Origin of the sequence: Amaricoccus sp. W119 (assembly GCF_047275745.1) — a bacterium.
GTDB lineage: Bacteria > Pseudomonadota > Alphaproteobacteria > Rhodobacterales > Rhodobacteraceae > Amaricoccus.
This window is the reverse complement of sequence record NZ_JBKQWU010000007.1, coordinates 70924-88294: the sequence shown is the minus strand read 5'-3', so window position 1 is coordinate 88294 and position 17371 is coordinate 70924. Positions and strand designations below refer to the sequence as shown.

16 protein-coding genes are annotated in these 17371 nt (G+C 71.6%); 11 read left to right on the top strand and 5 right to left on the bottom strand.

Features of this window, described 5'->3' with window-relative positions; all coding sequences use genetic code 11:
- Positions 1-25: 25 nt before the first annotated feature.
- From fdhE to selB, 3 genes are read left to right on the top strand one after another with little or no spacing between them, the layout of a single operon-like run.
- A complete protein-coding gene (gene fdhE, locus ACLJK8_RS06460) occupies positions 26-979 on the top strand; it encodes a formate dehydrogenase accessory protein FdhE (RefSeq protein WP_413149284.1) in 954 nt (317 codons plus the stop codon).
- A gap of 2 nt (positions 980-981) precedes the next feature.
- Positions 982-2337, top strand: coding sequence for an L-seryl-tRNA(Sec) selenium transferase (gene selA, locus ACLJK8_RS06455; protein ID WP_413149283.1), 1356 nt, complete (start codon positions 982-984; stop codon positions 2335-2337).
- Positions 2334-4328, top strand: a complete 1995-nt coding sequence (gene selB, locus ACLJK8_RS06450; protein WP_413149282.1) for a selenocysteine-specific translation elongation factor — start codon at positions 2334-2336, stop codon at positions 4326-4328. Before selA ends, selB begins: the two co-directional genes overlap by 4 nt.
- Here the strand turns inward: selB and selD are convergent.
- A complete protein-coding gene (selD, locus tag ACLJK8_RS06445; RefSeq protein ID WP_413149281.1) occupies positions 4321-5388 on the bottom strand; it encodes a selenide, water dikinase SelD in 1068 nt (355 codons plus the stop codon). The two genes, selB and selD, sit on opposite strands and share 8 nt — an antisense overlap.
- A gap of 159 nt (positions 5389-5547) precedes the next feature.
- On the opposite strand from selD, the gene ACLJK8_RS06440 reads away from it, so the two are divergent.
- From ACLJK8_RS06440 to ACLJK8_RS06430, 3 genes are all read left to right on the top strand, one after another.
- Positions 5548-6108, top strand: a complete 561-nt coding sequence (locus ACLJK8_RS06440; RefSeq protein ID WP_413149280.1) for a TlpA family protein disulfide reductase — start codon at positions 5548-5550, stop codon at positions 6106-6108.
- 19 nt (positions 6109-6127) lie between these two features.
- Positions 6128-7243, top strand: coding sequence for a transglutaminase-like domain-containing protein (locus ACLJK8_RS06435; RefSeq protein WP_413149279.1), 1116 nt, complete (start codon positions 6128-6130; stop codon positions 7241-7243).
- A gap of 299 nt (positions 7244-7542) precedes the next feature.
- Complete coding sequence (locus ACLJK8_RS06430) at positions 7543-7821, top strand: hypothetical protein (RefSeq protein ID WP_413149278.1); 279 nt, start codon at positions 7543-7545, stop codon at positions 7819-7821.
- Here the strand turns inward: ACLJK8_RS06430 and ACLJK8_RS06425 are convergent.
- The gene (locus ACLJK8_RS06425) at positions 7818-8369 is read right to left on the bottom strand and encodes a cytochrome b (protein WP_413149277.1); all 552 of its coding nucleotides are present in this window, start codon (positions 8367-8369) and stop codon (positions 7818-7820) included. The genes ACLJK8_RS06430 and ACLJK8_RS06425 overlap by 4 nt on opposite strands.
- An 80-nt stretch (positions 8370-8449) precedes the next feature.
- Between ACLJK8_RS06425 and ACLJK8_RS06420 the strand changes: the two genes are divergently transcribed.
- The 4 genes from ACLJK8_RS06420 to ACLJK8_RS06405 all read left to right on the top strand — a co-directional run bounded on the left by ACLJK8_RS06420 (position 8450) and on the right by ACLJK8_RS06405 (position 12627).
- Positions 8450-9193, top strand: a complete 744-nt coding sequence (locus ACLJK8_RS06420; protein ID WP_413149276.1) for a CDP-alcohol phosphatidyltransferase family protein — start codon at positions 8450-8452, stop codon at positions 9191-9193.
- On the top strand, positions 9190-9945 hold the full coding sequence (locus ACLJK8_RS06415; RefSeq protein ID WP_413149275.1) for an FkbM family methyltransferase: 756 nt from the start codon (positions 9190-9192) through the stop codon (positions 9943-9945). The genes ACLJK8_RS06420 and ACLJK8_RS06415 overlap by 4 nt, the downstream gene beginning before the upstream one ends.
- Positions 9942-11528, top strand: a complete 1587-nt coding sequence (locus tag ACLJK8_RS06410; RefSeq protein WP_413149274.1) for a sulfatase — start codon at positions 9942-9944, stop codon at positions 11526-11528. The genes ACLJK8_RS06415 and ACLJK8_RS06410 overlap by 4 nt, the downstream gene beginning before the upstream one ends.
- Before the next feature lie 97 nt (positions 11529-11625).
- Entirely contained in the window at positions 11626-12627 is a 1002-nt protein-coding gene (locus ACLJK8_RS06405; protein ID WP_413149273.1) for an LLM class flavin-dependent oxidoreductase, read from the top strand.
- Positions 12628-12635: 8 nt separating this feature from the next.
- Here the strand turns inward: ACLJK8_RS06405 and upp are convergent, their stop codons facing one another.
- Entirely contained in the window at positions 12636-13265 is a 630-nt protein-coding gene (upp, locus tag ACLJK8_RS06400; RefSeq protein ID WP_413149313.1) for a uracil phosphoribosyltransferase, read from the bottom strand.
- A gap of 343 nt (positions 13266-13608) precedes the next feature.
- Between upp and xrtE the strand changes: the two genes are divergently transcribed.
- Positions 13609-15168: an exosortase E/protease, VPEID-CTERM system gene (xrtE, locus tag ACLJK8_RS06395; RefSeq protein ID WP_413149272.1), complete on the top strand. Its 1560-nt coding sequence runs from the start codon at positions 13609-13611 to the stop codon at positions 15166-15168.
- 34 nt (positions 15169-15202) lie between these two features.
- Here xrtE and ACLJK8_RS06390 read toward each other — a convergent pair whose 3' ends face one another.
- Positions 15203-16123, bottom strand: a complete 921-nt coding sequence (locus tag ACLJK8_RS06390) for a prephenate/arogenate dehydrogenase family protein (protein WP_413149271.1) — start codon at positions 16121-16123, stop codon at positions 15203-15205.
- The gene (gene hisC, locus ACLJK8_RS06385) at positions 16123-17220 is read right to left on the bottom strand and encodes a histidinol-phosphate transaminase (protein ID WP_413149270.1); all 1098 of its coding nucleotides are present in this window, start codon (positions 17218-17220) and stop codon (positions 16123-16125) included. The genes ACLJK8_RS06390 and hisC overlap by 1 nt, the downstream gene beginning before the upstream one ends.
- Positions 17221-17371: the final 151 nt, after the last annotated feature.

Genomic DNA, 17371 nt, shown 5'->3' with positions numbered 1-17371 from the left:
TGGCCGGTCGGCCCGGAGGAGATGAATGCCCCCTGACATCGCACCCGATCCCTCGCGGATCGGGGTCATCGCCCAGCCGCCCTTCGCGATCCTGCCCGACCCGGCGGCGGTCTTTTCGCGGCGCTCGAAACGCCTCGCCTTCCTCGCCGGTTCGAGCCGGCTCGGGCCCTACCTGAGCTTTCTCGCCGAACTGACGAAGCTCCAGGCGGAGATCGCCGGCCAGCCTCTGCCGCCCGTCTCGGGCGAGACACCCCCGCCCGTCTCGGGCGAGCCGCTCCCGCCCCTCACGGGCGAGACGGTGGCGCGGGCGCGCGAAGCGGCGATGCCGCCGATCGACGGCGCCACGCTCGCACGCTCCGAAGATCTCCATTCGACGATCGCGAAACTCCTCGAGGCCGCGGCGGCGATCCCGCAACCCGAAGCCGCGCGCGCCGCGCTCGACGCCGTGCGTTCGAGCCCGGTCGCGGAGCGGGAGCGCATGGCGCTGAACCTGATCGCGGCGACCGTGCCGGTCGAGGAAGCGGCGGCGCATCTCTACGTCGCCGCCGGGCTTCAGGTCCACGCCGCCCGCCTCGCCGCCACGCTCGACGCCGAACGGCTCGTCCCGGTCGGAACCGGCGTCTGCCCCTGCTGCGGCGGCCGCCCGGCGAGTTCGCTGGTCATCGCCCTGCCCCGGCTGGAGGGCGTGCGCTACGCCGCCTGCGCGACCTGCGCGACGCTCTGGAACGAGGTGCGGGTCAAATGCCTCGCCTGCGGCGCGACCAAGGGCATCGGCTACCGCTCGCTCGGCGAAGGCGAGGCGGTGATCAAGGCCGAGGTCTGCGACAGCTGCCATTCCTGGGTGAAGATCCTCTACCAGACGAAGGACGCCGGGCTCGAAGCCATCGCCGACGATGTGGCAAGCCTCGGGCTCGACGCGATGATGGGCGCGACCGAATGGCGCCGCGCCGGATTCGACCCGTTCCTGATCGGCTACTGACGATGGATGGCGAGACCCGCGCCCGGATGCGCGACCTGCCCTCGGTCGACCGGCTTCTGACGGCTGAAGCCGCGCTCGTCGCCCGGCACGGCCGCGCGGTGGTCACCGAGGCCGCGCGCGACCTGCTGGCCGAGATCCGGCGCGGCGCGGCGATGCCGACCGACATCGGCGGCGCCCTCGCGCTCCGGCTCGAAGCGGCGGCGCGGTCGAACCTGCGCCCGCTCTTCAACCTGACCGGCACGATCCTGCACACCAACCTCGGCCGCGCGCTGCTCGCCGAGGCGGCGGTGGAGGCGGCGGTCGCCGCGATGCGCGAGGCTGCGGCATTGGAATTCGACCTCGACACCGGGCGCCGCGGCGAGCGGGACTCGCATCTGCGCGGGCTTCTCACCGAACTGACGGGCGCCGAGGATGCGACCGTCGTCAACAACAACGCCGCCGCCGTTCTGATCGCGCTCAACACGCTCGGCGAGGGGCGCGAGGCCATCGTCTCGCGGGGCGAGCTGATCGAGATCGGCGGCGCCTTCCGCATGCCCGACATCATGGCGCGCGCGGGCGTGACGCTCCGCGAGGTCGGCACGACCAACCGCACCCATGCGAAGGACTATCGCGGCGCGCTCGCCCCCGAGACCGCGCTGATCCTCAAGGTGCATCCGTCGAACTACCGGATCGAGGGTTTCACCGCCGAGGTGCCGGGCGCCGAGCTCGCACGGATCGCGAAGGAGGCGGGCGTGCCGCTCCTGAACGACCTCGGCTCCGGCACGCTGATCGACCTTTCCCGCTTCGGCATCGCGCGCGAGCCCACGGTGCGCGAGGCGGTGGCCGAGGGCGCCGATCTCGTCACCTTCTCCGGCGACAAGCTGCTCGGCGGGCCGCAGGCGGGGCTGATCGTCGGCCGCCGCGACCTCATCGCCGCGATCAACGCCAATCCGATGAAACGCGCGCTCCGGATCGACAAGATCCGGCTCGCGGCGCTCGAAGCCACGCTCCGCCTCTACCGCGACCCCGACCGGCTCACCGAACGCCTGCCGACCGCGCGGGCGATGGCGCGGCCGGAGGCGGAGATCCGCGCGCAGGCGGAGCGGCTGGCGCCCGAGGCGGCGGCGCGGCTGCCCGGCGTGATCGTGGGCGCCGTCGCCTGCGCGAGCCAGATCGGTTCCGGCGCGCTCCCGGTCGAGACATTGCCGAGCGCGGGCCTGCGGTTCTCCGCGATCGCGGCCGACCGGCTCGCCGCGGCGTTCCGCGCCCTGCCCCGCCCGATCCTGGGTCATGTCTCGCGCGGCGCCCTCATCCTCGATCTGCGCTGCCTCGCAGACGAGGCCGGCTTCCTCGAAAGTCTCGCCCTGGCCCGGCCATGATCATCGGCACGGCGGGGCATATCGACCACGGCAAGACCGCGCTGGTGAAGGCCCTGACCGGGATCGACGCCGACCGCCTCGCCGAGGAGAAGGCCCGCGGGATCACCATCGACCTCGGCTTCGCCTATGCGCGCATCGCCGGGGACCCGAGCGCGGGGATCACCGGCTTCGTCGATGTGCCGGGGCACGAACGGTTCGTGCACACGATGCTGGCGGGCGCAGGCGGGATCGACTTCGCCCTGCTCGTGGTGGCCTGCGACGACGGGGTGATGCCGCAGACGGCCGAGCATGTGGCGATCCTCGATCTGCTTGGTGTCGCGCGGGGCGCGGTGGCGCTCACCAAGGCCGATCTCGCCGACGAAGCGCGCCGCGCCGCGGTGATGGTCGAAGTCGCTGCGCTTCTGGCGGGCACGGGCCTCGCGGGCGCGCCGGTCTTTCCGGTCGCGGCGCTGACCGGCGAGGGGGTGGCGGCGCTCCGCGACCATCTGGCGGCGGAGGAGCGTGCGACCGCGGCGCGCGGCGACGGGGGGCTCACGCGTCTCGTCGTGGACCGGAGCTTCACCTTGCGGGGGGCCGGAACCGTGGTGACCGGCATGCTGGTCTCGGGCGCGGTGACCATCGGCGATCGCGTCACCATCGCCCCGGCGGGGCTCGCCGCCCGCGTCCGGTCGATCCGGGCGCAGGACACAGCCACCGAGCGCGCCGAGGCGGGCCAGCGATGCGCGCTCAACCTCACCGGCGAGGGTGTGACGAAGGAGTCGATCTCGCGCGGCGACGTGGTGCTCGCCCCGGAGATCTTCGCGCCGACGGACCGGATCGACGCGACGCTCACCATCCTGGCCTCGGAAGCCAAACCGGCCGGCGGGTGGTTCCCGGCCCATCTGCACAGCGGCGCGTCCGAGGTCGGCGCGCGCGTCATACCGCTCGGCGAACCGATCGCGCCCGGCGCGACCGGACCCGCGCAGCTGGTGCTTGAACGGCCCATCGCCGGTTTCGTCGGGGACCGCTACATCCTGCGCGACGTCTCGGCCCGGCGCACCATCGGCGGCGGCCGGTTCCTCGACCTTCGCCCGCCGGGACGCAAGCGGCGCACCGAAGCGCGGCGGGCCATCCTCGCGGCGGCGGATCGTCCCGAAGCGGGGGCGGCGCTCGCGGCGCTGCTCGCGCTACCGCCGGGCGTCGTCGAGCACGACGCCTTCGGCCGCGACCGCGCGATGACGCAAGCCGACCTCGCGGCGGCGGTCGCCGGGGCCGGCGCCGAACGGATCGGCGGAATCCTGGTCGCCCGCGGCGGGACCGAGCGGCTCGGCGCGGCGATGACCGAGGCGCTCGGCGCCTATCACGCCGGCAATCCCGAATTGCAGGGGATGCCGCGCGAACGACTCCGGCTCGCGCTGACGCCCCGGTTGCCGAAGGAGGATTTCCTCGATTTCCTCCGCGCGGAGGCCGACGCCGGCCGTCTGGTGCTCCAAGGCGCCTTCCTTCGCCTGCCGAGCCATACGGCCCGGCTGACGGATGAGGACGAGGCGATCTATGCCCGGGTCGCGGAGGGTCTCGGCGGCGCGATCCGGTTCCGGCCGCCCCGGGTGCGCGATTTCGCCGGAACGCTGGGACTCGATGAGGGCGAGATCCGCAGGGTCATGCGGCTTTGCGCCCGCGCCGGCCGGGTGGACGAAATCGCGAAGGACCATTTCTTCCGGCGGGCGACCACGATCGAGATGGCGGAACTCGCGCGCGCCCTCTCCGACGCGGCGGCCGAGGGCTGGTTCACCGCCGCCGCCTTCCGCGACAGGATGGACAACGGCCGCAAGGTCGCGATCCAGATCCTCGATTTCTTCGACCGCCAGGGCCTGACGCTCCGGCGCGGCGACCTGCGCCGGATCAACCCGCGGGGCGCCGATCTTTACGTGCCGGACGACATTTCGCCCGGGGATACACTGGCGGGCGGCGGCGATGGGACCGGCGGGGGACGGCGGACTGACCCTATGTGACCTCGACGACGGAGGGCCCCGCGACCACGTCGCCGATGCGCCGGGCCATCGGATAGCCGGCCGAACGGATGGCGGCGAGCAGGATGTCGGCCGCGCTCTCGGCGCAGGCGACGAGGAGCCCGCCCGAAGTCTGGGGATCGGTCAGGAGCTTCCGCCGCCAGTCGGGGAGTCCGCCGGGCAGGTTCTCGGGAAGCCTGACCTCGGCGCCGTAGCTCGCCCAGTTCCGGGTCGAGGCCCCCGTGGCGAAACCCGCCTCCGCGAGCCGCCGTGCCTGGGCGAGAAACGGCAGGTCGTCCTCGCGGAGCCTGAGCGTCACGCCCGATCCACGGGCCATTTCGAGCGCGTGGCCGAGGATGCCGAAACCCGTCACATCGGTGATGCCATGGACCTCCGGATCACCGGCCAGATCGGCGCCGACGCGATTGAGCAGCGTGGTCGACGCGACCATCTCGGCATACCCCTCGGCGTCGAGCGCGCCTTTCTTGATCGCGGCGGAATAGATGCCGACGCCCAGTCCCTTGGTCAGGATGAGCGCGTCGCCGGGGCGGGCGCCGGCATTGCGGCGGAGCCGGTCGGGGTGGACGAGCCCGATCACCGCGAGACCATAGATCGGCTCGGGCGCGTCGATCGAATGCCCACCGGCGACGGGAATTCCCGCCTCGCCGCAGATGCTGGCGCCGCCCTTCAGGATCTCGCGGATCGTCGCGGGATCGAGCTTGTCGATCGGCATGCCGAGGATCGCGAGCGCCATGACCGGCGCACCGCCCATCGCATAGACGTCCGAGATCGCATTGGCCGCGGCGATCCGGCCGAAATCGAAGGGATCATCGACCATCGGCATGAAGAAATCCGTGGTGGCGATCACGCAGGTCCCGTCATCGATCTGCCAGACGGCGGCGTCGTCCGCGGTCTCGGTGCCGACGAGAAGATTCGGAAACGCGCCGAGCATGGGCTGATCCGCGAGCAGGTCGCGCAGCACGCCCGGCGCGATCTTGCAGCCGCAGCCGCCGCCATGCGCGAGTTCCGTCAGCCGCGGCCGCGACTCGATCCCATCCGCCATGCTTCGCCTCCCTCCATTGCGCGCGCGACTATAGCGGCGCCTCGCCGGGCGTGCCACCGAACCCGGCCGGCGCGGCCGCCACCGCCGCAGGGACCCGTCCGCCCCCCGGTCCGAAAGGCCGCATTGACAAGCACTCCGGGCGCCCCGGAAACTCCCCGGATGCCTGTCGCGCCCACTCCCGAGTCTCGGGGCCAGACGAAACACATCCGGACCGCCGCGCTGGCCTCGATGCTCGCGCTCGTGCCCGTTCCCCTGGCCGCGGACGAGCTCGGACCCTGGAGCGGCGGTGACAAGCGGCCGCTGGCGCTCGACCTGCTCGGCGGCGGCGAGATCACCCTGCCCTCGGCGGGCGCGGCTGAAGGGCCGGTCATCGTGCATTTCTTCGCCACCTGGTGTCCGCCCTGTGTTCCAGAACTCTCGGCGCTCGACCGCCTGGCGGCCGACCGCCCGAATCTGAGGGTGATCACGATCGACGTGGGCGAGGTCGATGCCCGGGTGAGCCGGTTTCTGGAGAGCACCGGCATTCGCCTGCCCGTTGCGATGGACCGCCACCTCGCGGGGGCGCGTGCCTGGGATGTGGCGGGCTTGCCGGCGAGCTTCGTCTTCACCGGAAGCGGCGCGCCCGTGCTCGCGGCCGATGGCGATGTCGCCTGGGATGGCGCGGCGACACGCGCCCGGCTCGACGCGCTGACCGAACCGACCGGCCTACCGGACAGATGATGCAAGGGAGGATCAATCCATGAAAAGACGCGAGTTTCTGGCGGGCACCGCCGGCGTCGCGGCGCTCTCGGCCCTGCCGCGCCACGCGCGAGCCGCGGTGGAGTTCGATCCGCGGCCAGGCGACTGGCGGAGCTACGTGCTGACGACGACGCTCGAGATCCGCGCGCCCGCCGGTGCGCCCATCGGAGCGATCGAGGGACCGGTCAAGGCCTGGGTTCCGCTGCCATCGATCGACGAGGCGGAGTGGATGGTGCCCGAGGAGGACCAGTGGCGCGGCAATGCCGAGCGCGCCGAGATCGTCACCGACCCGGCGAGTGGCGCGCGGATGATCCGGGCGGAATACGGCCCCGGGATCCCCAAGCCGACACTGACGGTCACCAGCTTCTTCCGGACCCGCGACCGGGGCGGCAGCCTGAGCCGGACCGGCACCGCTCCGCTCGGCGACGAGGAACGGGCGCGGTATCTCGCGGCGACGAACCTGCTGCCGACCGATGGCATCGTGAAGGAAACGGCGGACCGGATCGTCGCGGGCGCGACCTCCGACCGGGAGAAGGCGAAGGCGCTCTACGACTGGGTCGTGGACAACAGCCAGCGCGTCGCGGACGTCCGGGGCTGCGGCATCGGCGATGTGGCGAGCATGCTGGAGAGCGGCGACCTCGGCGGCAAATGCGCGGATATCAACGCGCTCTATGTCGCGCTGGCGCGTGCCTCCGGCCTCCCCGCGCGCGATCTCTACGGTATCCGCGTGGCGCCCTCGGCCTTCGGCTACAAGAGCCTTGGCGCGGGAACCGAGGACGTGAGCAAGGCGCAGCATTGCCGCGCCGAAGTCTGGCTCGACGGGCCGGGCTGGGTTCCGGTCGATCCGGCCGATGTGCGAAAGGTCGTTCTGGAGGAGCCGCCGGGCAACAACGCGCTCGACAACGAGAAGGTGACGGCGGCGCGCGACGCGCTCTTCGGCGCCTGGGAGGGCAACTGGCTCGCCTATAACGACGCGCATGACGTGGTCCTGCCCGGCTCGAATCACCTCGTGGCGTTCCTGATGTATCCGCAGGCGGAAGTGGCCGGACTCCTCCTCGATTGCCTCGACGCGGCGAGTTTCGCCTATGCGATCAAGGCCGCGCCCATAACAACCTAAACATCGCGATATACAACCTATAGGTGTTATGCCTCGTCGGAGCGCCACCAATCCGCCGACGGCGGATTCTTGCTGTCAGCGGAGCCCCGCCGATCGCCGTTGCGCCGCGGCAAGGCCGTTTCGCCAAGGGCGCCGGCGTGCTACTAACCTAGCTCAGCCGCCGTCCGCGCACCTCTGGCGGGCATACGGCAAGGGCCGATGGGGAGTTAGCAGTCCCTCATCGGCCCGCTGACCGCCCGCCGCCGCCGCTCGCGGGTCGTGTTGCTTCCCACCCGTACTCCGACCCCCTCCGCGAGCCCATGGCCTACACGTTCCCGCTTCGTCCCCCACGCCGAGCTCCGGCGTCACTCCGCTCGACCGTCTATGCTGCACCGCGAAATACCAGCCCAACGGATGAGGTCACTCGCGCCAAAGGCGAGCGCCGCCTGCGCGCCCGGATCGAAGCCGGGTGGTTCGGCTGGCCCTCCCGGTTCGGCCCGGCACAGCCGGTCGTCGACCTTGGGGTCACCCTGCTCGGCGCGGTCGAGAAGGTCTTCATCAAGCCGACCCACAGCAAGGGCTCGGACCACCGGCGCTAGCGCCGGGCAGATGGGCCGACCCGCCCGACCGGCGGCCACATCCGGGCCAGTATCCCGTCCCGCAGCACCAGCCCGTGATAGAGCGCGGCGCCGAGGTGGAGCGCGATGGCGGCGATCAGCACCGTCTTGGCCGTCGCATGCACGGCCTTCGCGGCTTCGGCCACGGCCTCGTTCTTCCCGAACGCCGGTGGAAGCCCGAGCGCGTCGAAAAGCTCGATCGGAAATCCCCCCGCCGTCACCCGGACGTAGCCGCTGACCGCCATGGTCAGGAGCAGCGCGTAGAGCAGGAGATGCACCGCAGAGGCGGCCAGACGCTGCGCGCGCGGCAGATCCGCGGGCAGGGGCGGCGGCGGGTTCAGGACGCGCCAGGCGATCCGGGCGAGAATGAAAACCAGGAAGCAGGCGCCGAGCCCCTTGTGCAGGATGAAGAGACGGTCCTGAAGCGCGCGCGGCACCTCCTCGACCATCGTCAATCCGACCGGTATCATGACGATCACGATTGCCACCGTGATCCAGTGAAAGAGGCGGGAGACGGTCCCGTAGCCCATATGACGCCGTTCCTTCTCCCGCTGCGAACCGTCCCGACGATAGCAGAAGCCCGGAGCCGCTCCAAACCGGAGGGGCGGCGATGACCCAGCCGCGCGCCGCTCTCGTCCCCGCCTCGACCTCCGCCTCGGCCTGGAGCGCCCGACGCGGCCTCTGGGCGGCCGCGCTTCCCATCGCGGCGGTGATGATCCTCTCCGCCTCCACCGCTTTCGAGAGCGCGGCCCCCGCCTGTATCGCGCTTGGCATCTTCGCGGTCATCATCGCCGTGGCGCAGGGGCGGCTCGACGCATTCCACCCGCCGGACCGGTTCGGCGGTGCCAATGTGATCACGCTCTTCCGGGCGGCGGGCGCGGCGCTCCTCGGAGGGGCGGCGCTCGCGGGCCAGGTGCCCGGCCCGGCGGCGTCCTGGGGGTTCGCGCTCGCCTCGGCCGCGCTGCTCGCGCTCGACGGGATCGACGGCTGGCTGGCGCGCCGGTCGGGCCTCGCCTCCGCCTTCGGGGCCCGGTTCGACATGGAGGTCGACGCGCTGACCGGCCTCGCGCTGGCGCTTCTCGTCTGGCAGATGGACAAGGCCGGCCCCTGGGTGCTCGCCCTCGGGTTCATGCGCTATGCCTTCCTCGGCCTCGGCTGGGTGCGCCCGGCCTTCGCCGCGCCTCTCGCGCCGTCCTGGCGCCGCAAGGCGGTCTGCGTCGCGCAGCTCGCGGCGCTCACCCTGCTGCTCGCGCCGCCGATCGCGCCGCCGCTCTCGAGCGCCATCGCGGCGGCCGCGCTCGGGCTGCTCTCCTGGTCGTTCGCACGCGACCTGCGGCGGCTGGCACGGAGATGACAGGCGCCGGGACCGGCGCGCGCGCCTTGGCCGGGCTGGCGCGCTCGCTCCTGATCTATCGCGCGCGGCCGTGGAAGGCCCGGGCGCTCGCCCGGCTCTACCGCGGCATCCTGCGGCCCGGCGATCTCGCCTTCGATATCGGCGCGCATGTCGGAAACCGGACCCGGGCGATGGTCGCGGCGGGGGCGCACGTCGTGGCGCTGGAGCCGCAACCGCTGCTGCGCGCCTTCCTGGAGCGCGATCTGCCACCCGGCGTGACCCTGGTCGGCGCGGCGGCGGGTGCGCGGGCCGGAACGGCCCGCCTCGCGATCCCGCGGCTTCATCCGACGGTCGCCTCGCTCGCCCCCGGCTTCGCGGAGCACATGGCGGCCACCAAGGGCTTCGGCCATGTCCGCTGGGACGCGGCCGAGACGGTGGAGGTCACGACGCTCGACGCGCTCATCGCGGCCCATGGACGCCCGCGTTTCGTCAAGATCGACGTCGAGGGTTTCGAGGACGCGGTGCTGGCGGGCCTCCGGGCGCCGGTCGACTGGATCGCATTCGAAACGCTACCCGCCCTGCCCGGCGTCGCCCGCGCGAGCCTTGCCCGGATCGGCGAACTCGGCGACTACCGGTTCAACTTCATCGCCGGGGAAGCGCCCGGTTTCGTGCTGGAGGACTGGACCGACGCGGCGGGCATCTCCACGCTGATCTCCCGCGCGGGGCGCTCCGGCGACGTCTACGCGCGCCGCGTCGAGGAGGGTGACACATGATCGGCACGCTGGCCGCGTTCGCGCTGCTCTGGGTCACGCTGATCCTGCACGACCATTCCTCCACGGCGGTGTCGGTCGAGTCGCTGACCTTTCCGCTCGAACTGCCCGTCGTCGTGCTCGGACTGATGCTCTTTCGCGGGTGGGTACTGGTCGCCGCCCGAACGATCCTCGCCGCCGCCCTCGTCGCGATCGCGATGCTCCGGGGCGCCGATCTCGCCGCCTATGCGATCTTCGCCCGGCCGTTCAATCCCGCGGTCGATGGCGAACTTATCCCCGCGACCGTGCGTCTCGCGGCCGGCACGATCGGCACGCCCCTGACCCTGCTCCTCTGCCTGCTGACCGTCGCGCTCATCTTCGTTTTCGCGCTCGCGGTCTGGTGGGCGACCGGCCGGATCGCGAAGCTTGCTCCGAGGCGGCACCGCGGCAGAACCTGGCTCCGGCCGCTGTTTCTCGCGGCGCTCGTTCTTCCGCTGCTCGACCTCGGTGGCGTGAGCGTCCCCTTCTCGGCGGCCCGGACCACGCGGTTCTCCGTCCAGCACCTGCAGAACGCGGTCGAGGCGAGCGAGGATCTCGAACGCCTCCGGATCGAGGCGGCGCGCGACCCCTACATCGGCACGCCGCCGGATGACCTGCTTCCGGCGCTCCGCGGCCGTGACATCGTGATCATCTTCGTCGAATCCTACGGCCGTTCGGCGCTCGAGAACCCGCTCTATGGCCCGACAGTGCTGGCGAGGCTCGCGGCGGGCCAGGAGGAACTCGCGGCGTCGGGCCTCGTCGCGCGGTCGGGCTGGCTGACGGCGCCCACGGTCGGCGGACAGAGCTGGTTCGCCCACGGCACGCTGCTCGCAGGGGTGAGGGTCGACTCGCAGGCGCGCTACGGCGCCCTGATCGCGAGCCCGCGCCTCAACCTGCTGCGCCTCGCCCAGAGGGGCGGCTGGGAGAGCGTCGCCGTCATGCCGGGGATCACGATGATCTGGCCCGAGGCGCAGTATTTCGCCTACGATATCGTCCTCGCCGCGAAGGATCTCGGATATGCCGGTGAGCCGTTCAACTGGGTGACCATGCCCGACCAGTACACACTCGCCGCCTTCGAGCGGATGGTACTCGATCAGGCCACCCGGCCGCCGGTGATCGCGCAGATCGCGCTCCTGTCATCCCATGCGCCCTGGACGCCGATCCCGCCACTGATCGACTGGGAGGAGGTCGGCGACGGCGCGATCTTCAGCCGCTGGGCGACCACGGGCGAGAGCCCCCAGGCTCTGTGGCGCGATCACGACAAGGTGCGCGCCCAGTACCGCGCCGCGATCGACTACGCGCTCGAGGCCGTGCTCTCCTTCTCCGCCCGTCAGGGCCACCGCGCGCCCCTGCTCGTCGTTCTCGGTGATCATCAACCGGCAGGCTTCGTCGCGGGTGAACCGGCGTCGCGAGACGTGCCCGCCCATGTGATCGGCCCGCCCGATCTGGTCCGGTACGTGACCGGCTGGAACTGGGTCGAGGGGCTCATCCCGTCCGGGGACGCGCCGGTCTGGCCGATGGAAGCGTTCCGCGACCGATTCCTCGCCGCCTTCGGCTCGCGGCCCTGAGACCCCGGGGGCGAGACGGGCGGAGCTTCGCTCGGAGGCTTTAACGGACGGGCCGGCGGACTATATGCCCCGGAAGACATTGCCCGCGGAGGCCCGGATGATCCCCTATTCGCTTCTCGACCTCTCGCCGATTCCGGAAGGGTCCACCGCGCGCGAGGCGCTGACCAACACGCTCGATCTCGCGCGCCATGCCGAGGGGCTCGGCTATCACCGTTACTGGCTCGCCGAGCATCACAACATGCCCGGGATCGCCAGCGCGGCGACGGCGGTCGTGATCGGCCAGGTCGCCGCCGCCACGAGCCGGATGCGGGTCGGCGCGGGCGGGATCATGCTGCCCAACCACGCGCCGCTCATGGTGGCGGAAGCCTTCGGCACGCTGGCGACGCTCTTCCCCGATCGCATCGACCTCGGGCTCGGACGCGCGCCCGGCACGGATATGAACACCGCCCGCGCGCTGCGCCGGGGGTTCGACAACGCGGACAACTTCCCGCGCGATGTGCTTGAGCTCATGGATTATTTCGACGACGACAACGCCACGCGGCTGGTGCGCGCCGTCCCGGGCACCGGCACCCACGTGCCGGTCTGGATTCTCGGCTCCAGCCTTTATGGCGCGCAACTCGCCGCGCATCTCGGCCTGCCCTACGCCTTCGCCTCGCATTTCGCGCCCCAGGCGCTCGATCAGGCGCTCGCGGTCTATCGAGAGACCTTCCGGCCTTCCGAGACGCTGGCGCGGCCGCGGTTCATGCTGGCGATCAACGTCTTCGCCGCGGAGACCGACGCCGAGGCGCGGCGGCTGCGGACCTCGATGCAGCTCGCCTTCGTGCGGCTCCGGACCGGCCAGCCCGGGCCACTGCCGCGGCCGATCGAGGATATCGAGACCGCCGTGCCGCCAGCCGCGCTCGCGATGGCGAACGAGGCGCTCTCGGTGACGGCGGTCGGATCGCCCGAGACGGTGGAGCGGACGCTCGCCTCGCTGATCGAACGTTACTCCCCCGACGAGGTGATCCTGACCGGGCAGATCCACGACCACGCAGCGCGCAAGCGATCCTTCGAGATCGCGGCGAGTGCGATGAAGGCGCTCGGCTCGGTCCCGGCCTAAGGGCGGCGCTACTTCGTCCCGAAGAGCCGGTCCCCGGCGTCGCCGAGACCGGGGACGATATATCCCTTCTCGTTCAGCCTCTTGTCGAGCGCGGCGGTGATCACCGGCACGTCCGGATGCGCCTCCTTCATCCGCGCGACCCCCTCCGGCGCGGCGAGCAGGCAGAGGAAGCGGATGTCCTTCGCCCCGGCTTCCTTCAGGAGATCGATCGCCGCCACCGAGGAATTGCCGGTGGCAAGCATCGGATCGAGCGCGATCACCACCCGCTCTTCGAGGTCCGCCGGCACCTTCGAGTAGTACTGGACCGGCTTCAGCGTCGCGTCGTCGCGGTAGAGGCCGACGAAACCGACCCGCGCCGAGGGGATCAGTTCGAGCACGCCGTCGAGGAGCCCGTTCCCCGCCCGGAGGATCGAGATGAGCGCGAGCTTCTTGCCGCTCAGCACCGGCGATTCCATCTCGGTCAACGGCGTTTCGATCCAGCGCGTCGTCATCGGCAGGTCGCGCGTGACCTCATAGGCGAGCAGCAGGCTGATCTCGCGCAGGAGTTGCCGGAAGCCCGCGGTCGAAGTCTCGCGCTCGCGCATCAGCGTCAGCTTGTGCTGCACCAGCGGGTGTTTCACGACGGTCAGATGCGGCATCTCGGTCACGTCCTCGGCCTCCGGATCGAAAGGGTCCCGCGGTTCGGCGTCCGGTCCCCGGACCCTATGTCGCGCAGCCGCGCGGGATCGGCAACGGCGAAGTCGCGTCAGGCGGCCGCGGACACACGATCGCTCCCCGTTAAGCAAACGGGAGCCTTTTGGACCATAGCTGGACCCCAGGGCCGCGCCGCCGGCGTCGTGCCACGCCGGGGAGTTCACACATGGGAAGCCTACCGATGATCCGCGCTGCGCGACATCACCCGTTCCGGGCCGGACGGTGACGGATCTCGCGGCCCCATCGCGAGACGCGCGGAAACGGGGCGCTCGGGCGCTCCCCGTCGCGGTGGTCGCCGTCGCGCTGCTCGCTGGCGAACTCCTGTTCATCGCATGGATCTATCAGTTCGCCCGCCCGGTCGATTGCGCGATCACAGCCTCCCCCAGAGCCTGCGCGCTGGCGGGCGGGCTCGGGCTCAAGTTCGCGGCAATCGTGAGCCTGATCGCGCTCCACGCATCCGCTCGCGCCGGAGTGGCGAGGGCCCTGACGCGGGAGCGGCGCGCACCCGCCGCGGGTTTCCGCTGCGCGCTCGCCCACGCGGCCGGGCTCGGCCTGATCCTCGCACCCGCCTTCGCGCCCGTCCTCGATCCGGTGCGCGCGCTGCCGGCGGCGCTCGCCTGCTGGGTCCTCGGCGGCGCTCTGGCGGCCGGCGCGGCGGCGCTCTGGCTGGCGAGCACCGGTGTCTGGGCGGCGGTCATCCGCGCCGAGCCCGGGATGTTCGCCGCCATCCTGGGCGCCGGCTTCCTGCTGCCCGGGCTGGTCGAGGCGCTCGACGTGATCTGGCGAATCGACGGTCTCGCGCATCTCACGCTCAGCGGAGTTGTCGGGCTGCTGCGACTCGCCGGAGCCGAGGTGTATCTCGACGAGCCCGCGTTCCTGGTCGGGTCCGGGGATTTCGTCGTGATGATCGCGGATGGCTGTTCCGGAGTTCAGGGCGTCGTCCTGATCACGGCGCTCATCTCGGCCTGGATCTTCTTCGATCGCACGCGCCTCCGCTTTCCCGCCGCGCTCCTGCTGATCCCGCTCGGCATCGTCCTCAGCCTCGCGCTCAACATCCTCCGGATCGCGGGTCTGATCGCGATCGGCGCGGGAGGTGCGCCGGATCTCGCCGTCAACGGCTTCCATTCGAACGCGGGCTGGCTTCTTTTCACCCTGCTCTCCTTCGCCCTCATCTGGCTCGGGCGCGCGGCCCCGGTTTTCCGGTCCGAGCGGGTCCGGACCGTCATCGCCCCGCCACCGATTCTGGCCGATCCGGTCGCGGCGCGGATCGTGCCCTTCGTCGTGATGATGCTGACGGGGACGGCGGCGGCGGCCTTCGCGACGCTGCCCGACCTCTGGTATCCGCTGCGCGCCGGCGCGATCGCCGCGGCGCTGGTCCTGTTCCTGCCCGCCTATCGGGTGATCGACTGGCGACCGGATCGCCTCGGCCTTGCCCTCGGGCCGCTGATCGGTCTCGCATGGGTGCTGACCCGCGCGCCCGCCGATCCCGGCGACATGGCCCTGGTCGAGCGGCTCTCGCGGCTGTCGCCGGAGAACCTGTTGCTCTGGGTCACCGCCCGGCTCGTCGCGACGGCGATCCTCGTGCCGGTCGTGGAGGAACTGTTCTTTCGCGACTATCTTCTGGGCAGGACCCCGACCGGGCGTCTCCGCGTCTTCGCGCTCATCGCAAGCTCGGCGCTCTTCGCGCTGCTCCATGACCGCTGGCTGGCCGGATTCCTGTCGGGTCTGGTCTTCGGGCTCATCACGTTGCGCGCGGGCAGGCTCGGGCCGGCCGTGGCGGCGCATGCCGGAGCAAACGCCACGATCGCGGCCTTCGCGCTCGCCGCCGGAGACTGGTCGGTGATCTGAGCCCCCGATCTGGCTCGCACAGATCCGCGAATCGCTATTCCGCCGGAACCGGCGAGACGCCGCGGCCGAAGTCCGGCGCGGCGGTGTCCTGGCCCGCGTCGATGATGCCGCGCCGGATCGCACGGGTCCGGGTGAAATAGGCGTGGAGATGCGCGCCGTCTCCCAGCCGGATCGCCCGCTGCAACGCGAAAAGCTCCTCGGTGAAACGCCCGAGAATGTCGAGCGTCGCCTCCTTGTTGTTGAGGAACACATCGCGCCACATCGTCGGATCGGACGCCGCGATGCGGGTGAAATCGCGGAAACCGGCGGCGGAATACTTGATGACCTCGCTCTCGGTCACGCGGCTCAGGTCGTCGGCCACGCCCACCATAGTATAGGCGATGAGATGGGGCACGTGGCTCGTCACCGCGAGGACGAGATCGTGGTGCTCGGCATCCATCACCTCGACATTGGCGCCGAGCGCGTTCCAGAAGCCCTCGAGCTCCGCCACCGCGTTCGGGTCGCTGCCGGCGGGCGGCGTCAGGATGATCCAGCGGTTGTCGTAGAGCGCGGCGAAGCCGGCGGAGGGCCCGCTGTGCTCGGTCCCGGCGAGCGGATGGCCGGGCACGAAATGCACGCCCTCGGGCACGAGCGGCCCGACAGCCGCGATCACCGAGCCCTTGACCGAGCCCACGTCGGAGAGCGTGGCCCCCGGCTTCAGCACCGGCGCGATCTCGGCCATCACGGCGGCCATCGCGCCCACGGGCACGCAGAGGATGACCAGATCGGCGTCCCGCGCCGCCCCGGCCGCTGTGTCGTGGATCTCGCCGAGACCGAGCCGGCGCGCCTCCTCCCGCGTGGCCTCGGTCCGGGCATAGCCGGTCACGACGGTCGGGAGACCCGCGCGGCGGATGCCGTGGCTGATCGAGGAGGCGATGAGGCCGAGGCCGATCAGGGCGACGCGCGCGTAGGCCATCAGACGCGCGCCCCGGCGAAGGCGCGGATCGCCTGCGTGACGCGGGCGCAGCCCTCGGCATCGCCGATGGTGATCCTGAGGCAATGTGGCAGGCCGTATCCCGCGACGCGGCGCACGATGATCCCGGCGTCGCGCAGCGCGGCGTCGCAGGCCTCGGCCTCGGCGGTGCTGGAGAAGCGCGCGAGGATGAAATTCGCCTCCGACGGGTCCGAGGGAATGCCGAGGGCGGTGAGATCGGCGGCGAGGCGGGCGCGGTTCTCCGCGTTCTTCGCGCGGCAATCCTCGGTATGGGCCGTGTCGCGGATCGCCGCCTCCGCCGCGGCGAGCGCGGCGCCGGAGAGGTTGAACGGCCCCCGCACGCGGTTCAGCGCCTCGATCACATGCCGGGGCCCGTAGCCCCAGCCGACACGAAGCCCGCCAAGCCCGTGAATCTTCGAGAAGGTGCGGGTCATCACCACGTTGTCGCGCGCATCGACGAGCCCGGCGGCGCCATCGAAGTCCGCGCCCACGAATTCCGCGTAAGCGCCATCAACGACCAGAAGCGCCGCGGCCGGGAGCCCCCCGGCGAGCCGGCGCACCTCCTCCTCGGCGAGCAGGGTGCCGGTCGGATTGGCCGGGTTCGCGAGAAAGACCAGCCGGGTCCGATCCGTACAGGCGGCGAGGATCGCGTCCACGTCGACGCGCCGCTCCCGCTCCGCCACCACGACCGGCGTCGCGCTCGCGGCGAGCGCCACGATCCGGTACATGCCGAACCCGTGTTCGGTGTAGATCACCTCGTCGCCCTCGCCGGCATAGGTCTGGGCGAGGAAGGTCAGGATCTCGTCCGAACCCGCGCCGCAGATGATCCGCTCCGGGTCGAGCCCATGCGTCTCGCTGATCGCGCGGCGGAGCGCGCCGTGGCCGGAATCGGGATAGAGTGCGAGATCGGCGGCGGCGGCGTGAAACGCCTCGATGGCCCGCGGGCTCGGGCCGTAGGGGTTCTCGTTCGAACTGAGCTTCAGCGCCTTCCGGCCCGCGAGCCTGCTCTCGCCGCCGACATAGAGGGCGATGTCGAGGATGCCGGGGCGCGGGCGGATGGTCGGATGGGGTTCGGACATGGCGGGACCTCGGGCGGAACTCCCGGCGTCTCCTATCCCGGCCCGGTGCCGATTTCCAGCGCCATCGCGGCCAGAAGCTCGGCCCCGGCGACCAGCCTGAAGCCCCAAGCCCGGTGACCCGCGCCCGAAGACCCGCGCCCGAAGGAGTCAG

Excerpts from the sequence above, each read along its gene's own strand:
- ACLJK8_RS06440 (WP_413149280.1), top strand. The coding sequence starts at position 5,548 with ATGCCTGTCGCGCCCACTCCCGAGTCTCGGGGCCAGACGAAACACATC.
- ACLJK8_RS06410 (WP_413149274.1), top strand. The coding sequence starts at position 9,942 with ATGATCGGCACGCTGGCCGCGTTCGCGCTGCTCTGGGTCACGCTGATC.
- ACLJK8_RS06430 (WP_413149278.1), top strand. The coding sequence starts at position 7,543 with ATGGCCTACACGTTCCCGCTTCGTCCCCCACGCCGAGCTCCGGCGTCA.
- selD (WP_413149281.1), bottom strand. The coding sequence starts at position 5,388 with ATGGCGGATGGGATCGAGTCGCGGCCGCGGCTGACGGAACTCGCGCAT.
- ACLJK8_RS06425 (WP_413149277.1), bottom strand. The coding sequence starts at position 8,369 with ATGGGCTACGGGACCGTCTCCCGCCTCTTTCACTGGATCACGGTGGCA.
- ACLJK8_RS06420 (WP_413149276.1), top strand. The coding sequence starts at position 8,450 with ATGACCCAGCCGCGCGCCGCTCTCGTCCCCGCCTCGACCTCCGCCTCG.
- hisC (WP_413149270.1), bottom strand. The coding sequence starts at position 17,220 with ATGTCCGAACCCCATCCGACCATCCGCCCGCGCCCCGGCATCCTCGAC.
- selA (WP_413149283.1), top strand. The coding sequence starts at position 982 with ATGGATGGCGAGACCCGCGCCCGGATGCGCGACCTGCCCTCGGTCGAC.
- ACLJK8_RS06390 (WP_413149271.1), bottom strand. The coding sequence starts at position 16,123 with ATGGCCTACGCGCGCGTCGCCCTGATCGGCCTCGGCCTCATCGCCTCC.
- fdhE (WP_413149284.1), top strand. The coding sequence starts at position 26 with ATGCCCCCTGACATCGCACCCGATCCCTCGCGGATCGGGGTCATCGCC.
- ACLJK8_RS06435 (WP_413149279.1), top strand. The coding sequence starts at position 6,128 with ATGAAAAGACGCGAGTTTCTGGCGGGCACCGCCGGCGTCGCGGCGCTC.
- upp (WP_413149313.1), bottom strand. The coding sequence starts at position 13,265 with ATGCCGCATCTGACCGTCGTGAAACACCCGCTGGTGCAGCACAAGCTG.
- selB (WP_413149282.1), top strand. The coding sequence starts at position 2,334 with ATGATCATCGGCACGGCGGGGCATATCGACCACGGCAAGACCGCGCTG.
- ACLJK8_RS06405 (WP_413149273.1), top strand. The coding sequence starts at position 11,626 with ATGATCCCCTATTCGCTTCTCGACCTCTCGCCGATTCCGGAAGGGTCC.
- ACLJK8_RS06415 (WP_413149275.1), top strand. The coding sequence starts at position 9,190 with ATGACAGGCGCCGGGACCGGCGCGCGCGCCTTGGCCGGGCTGGCGCGC.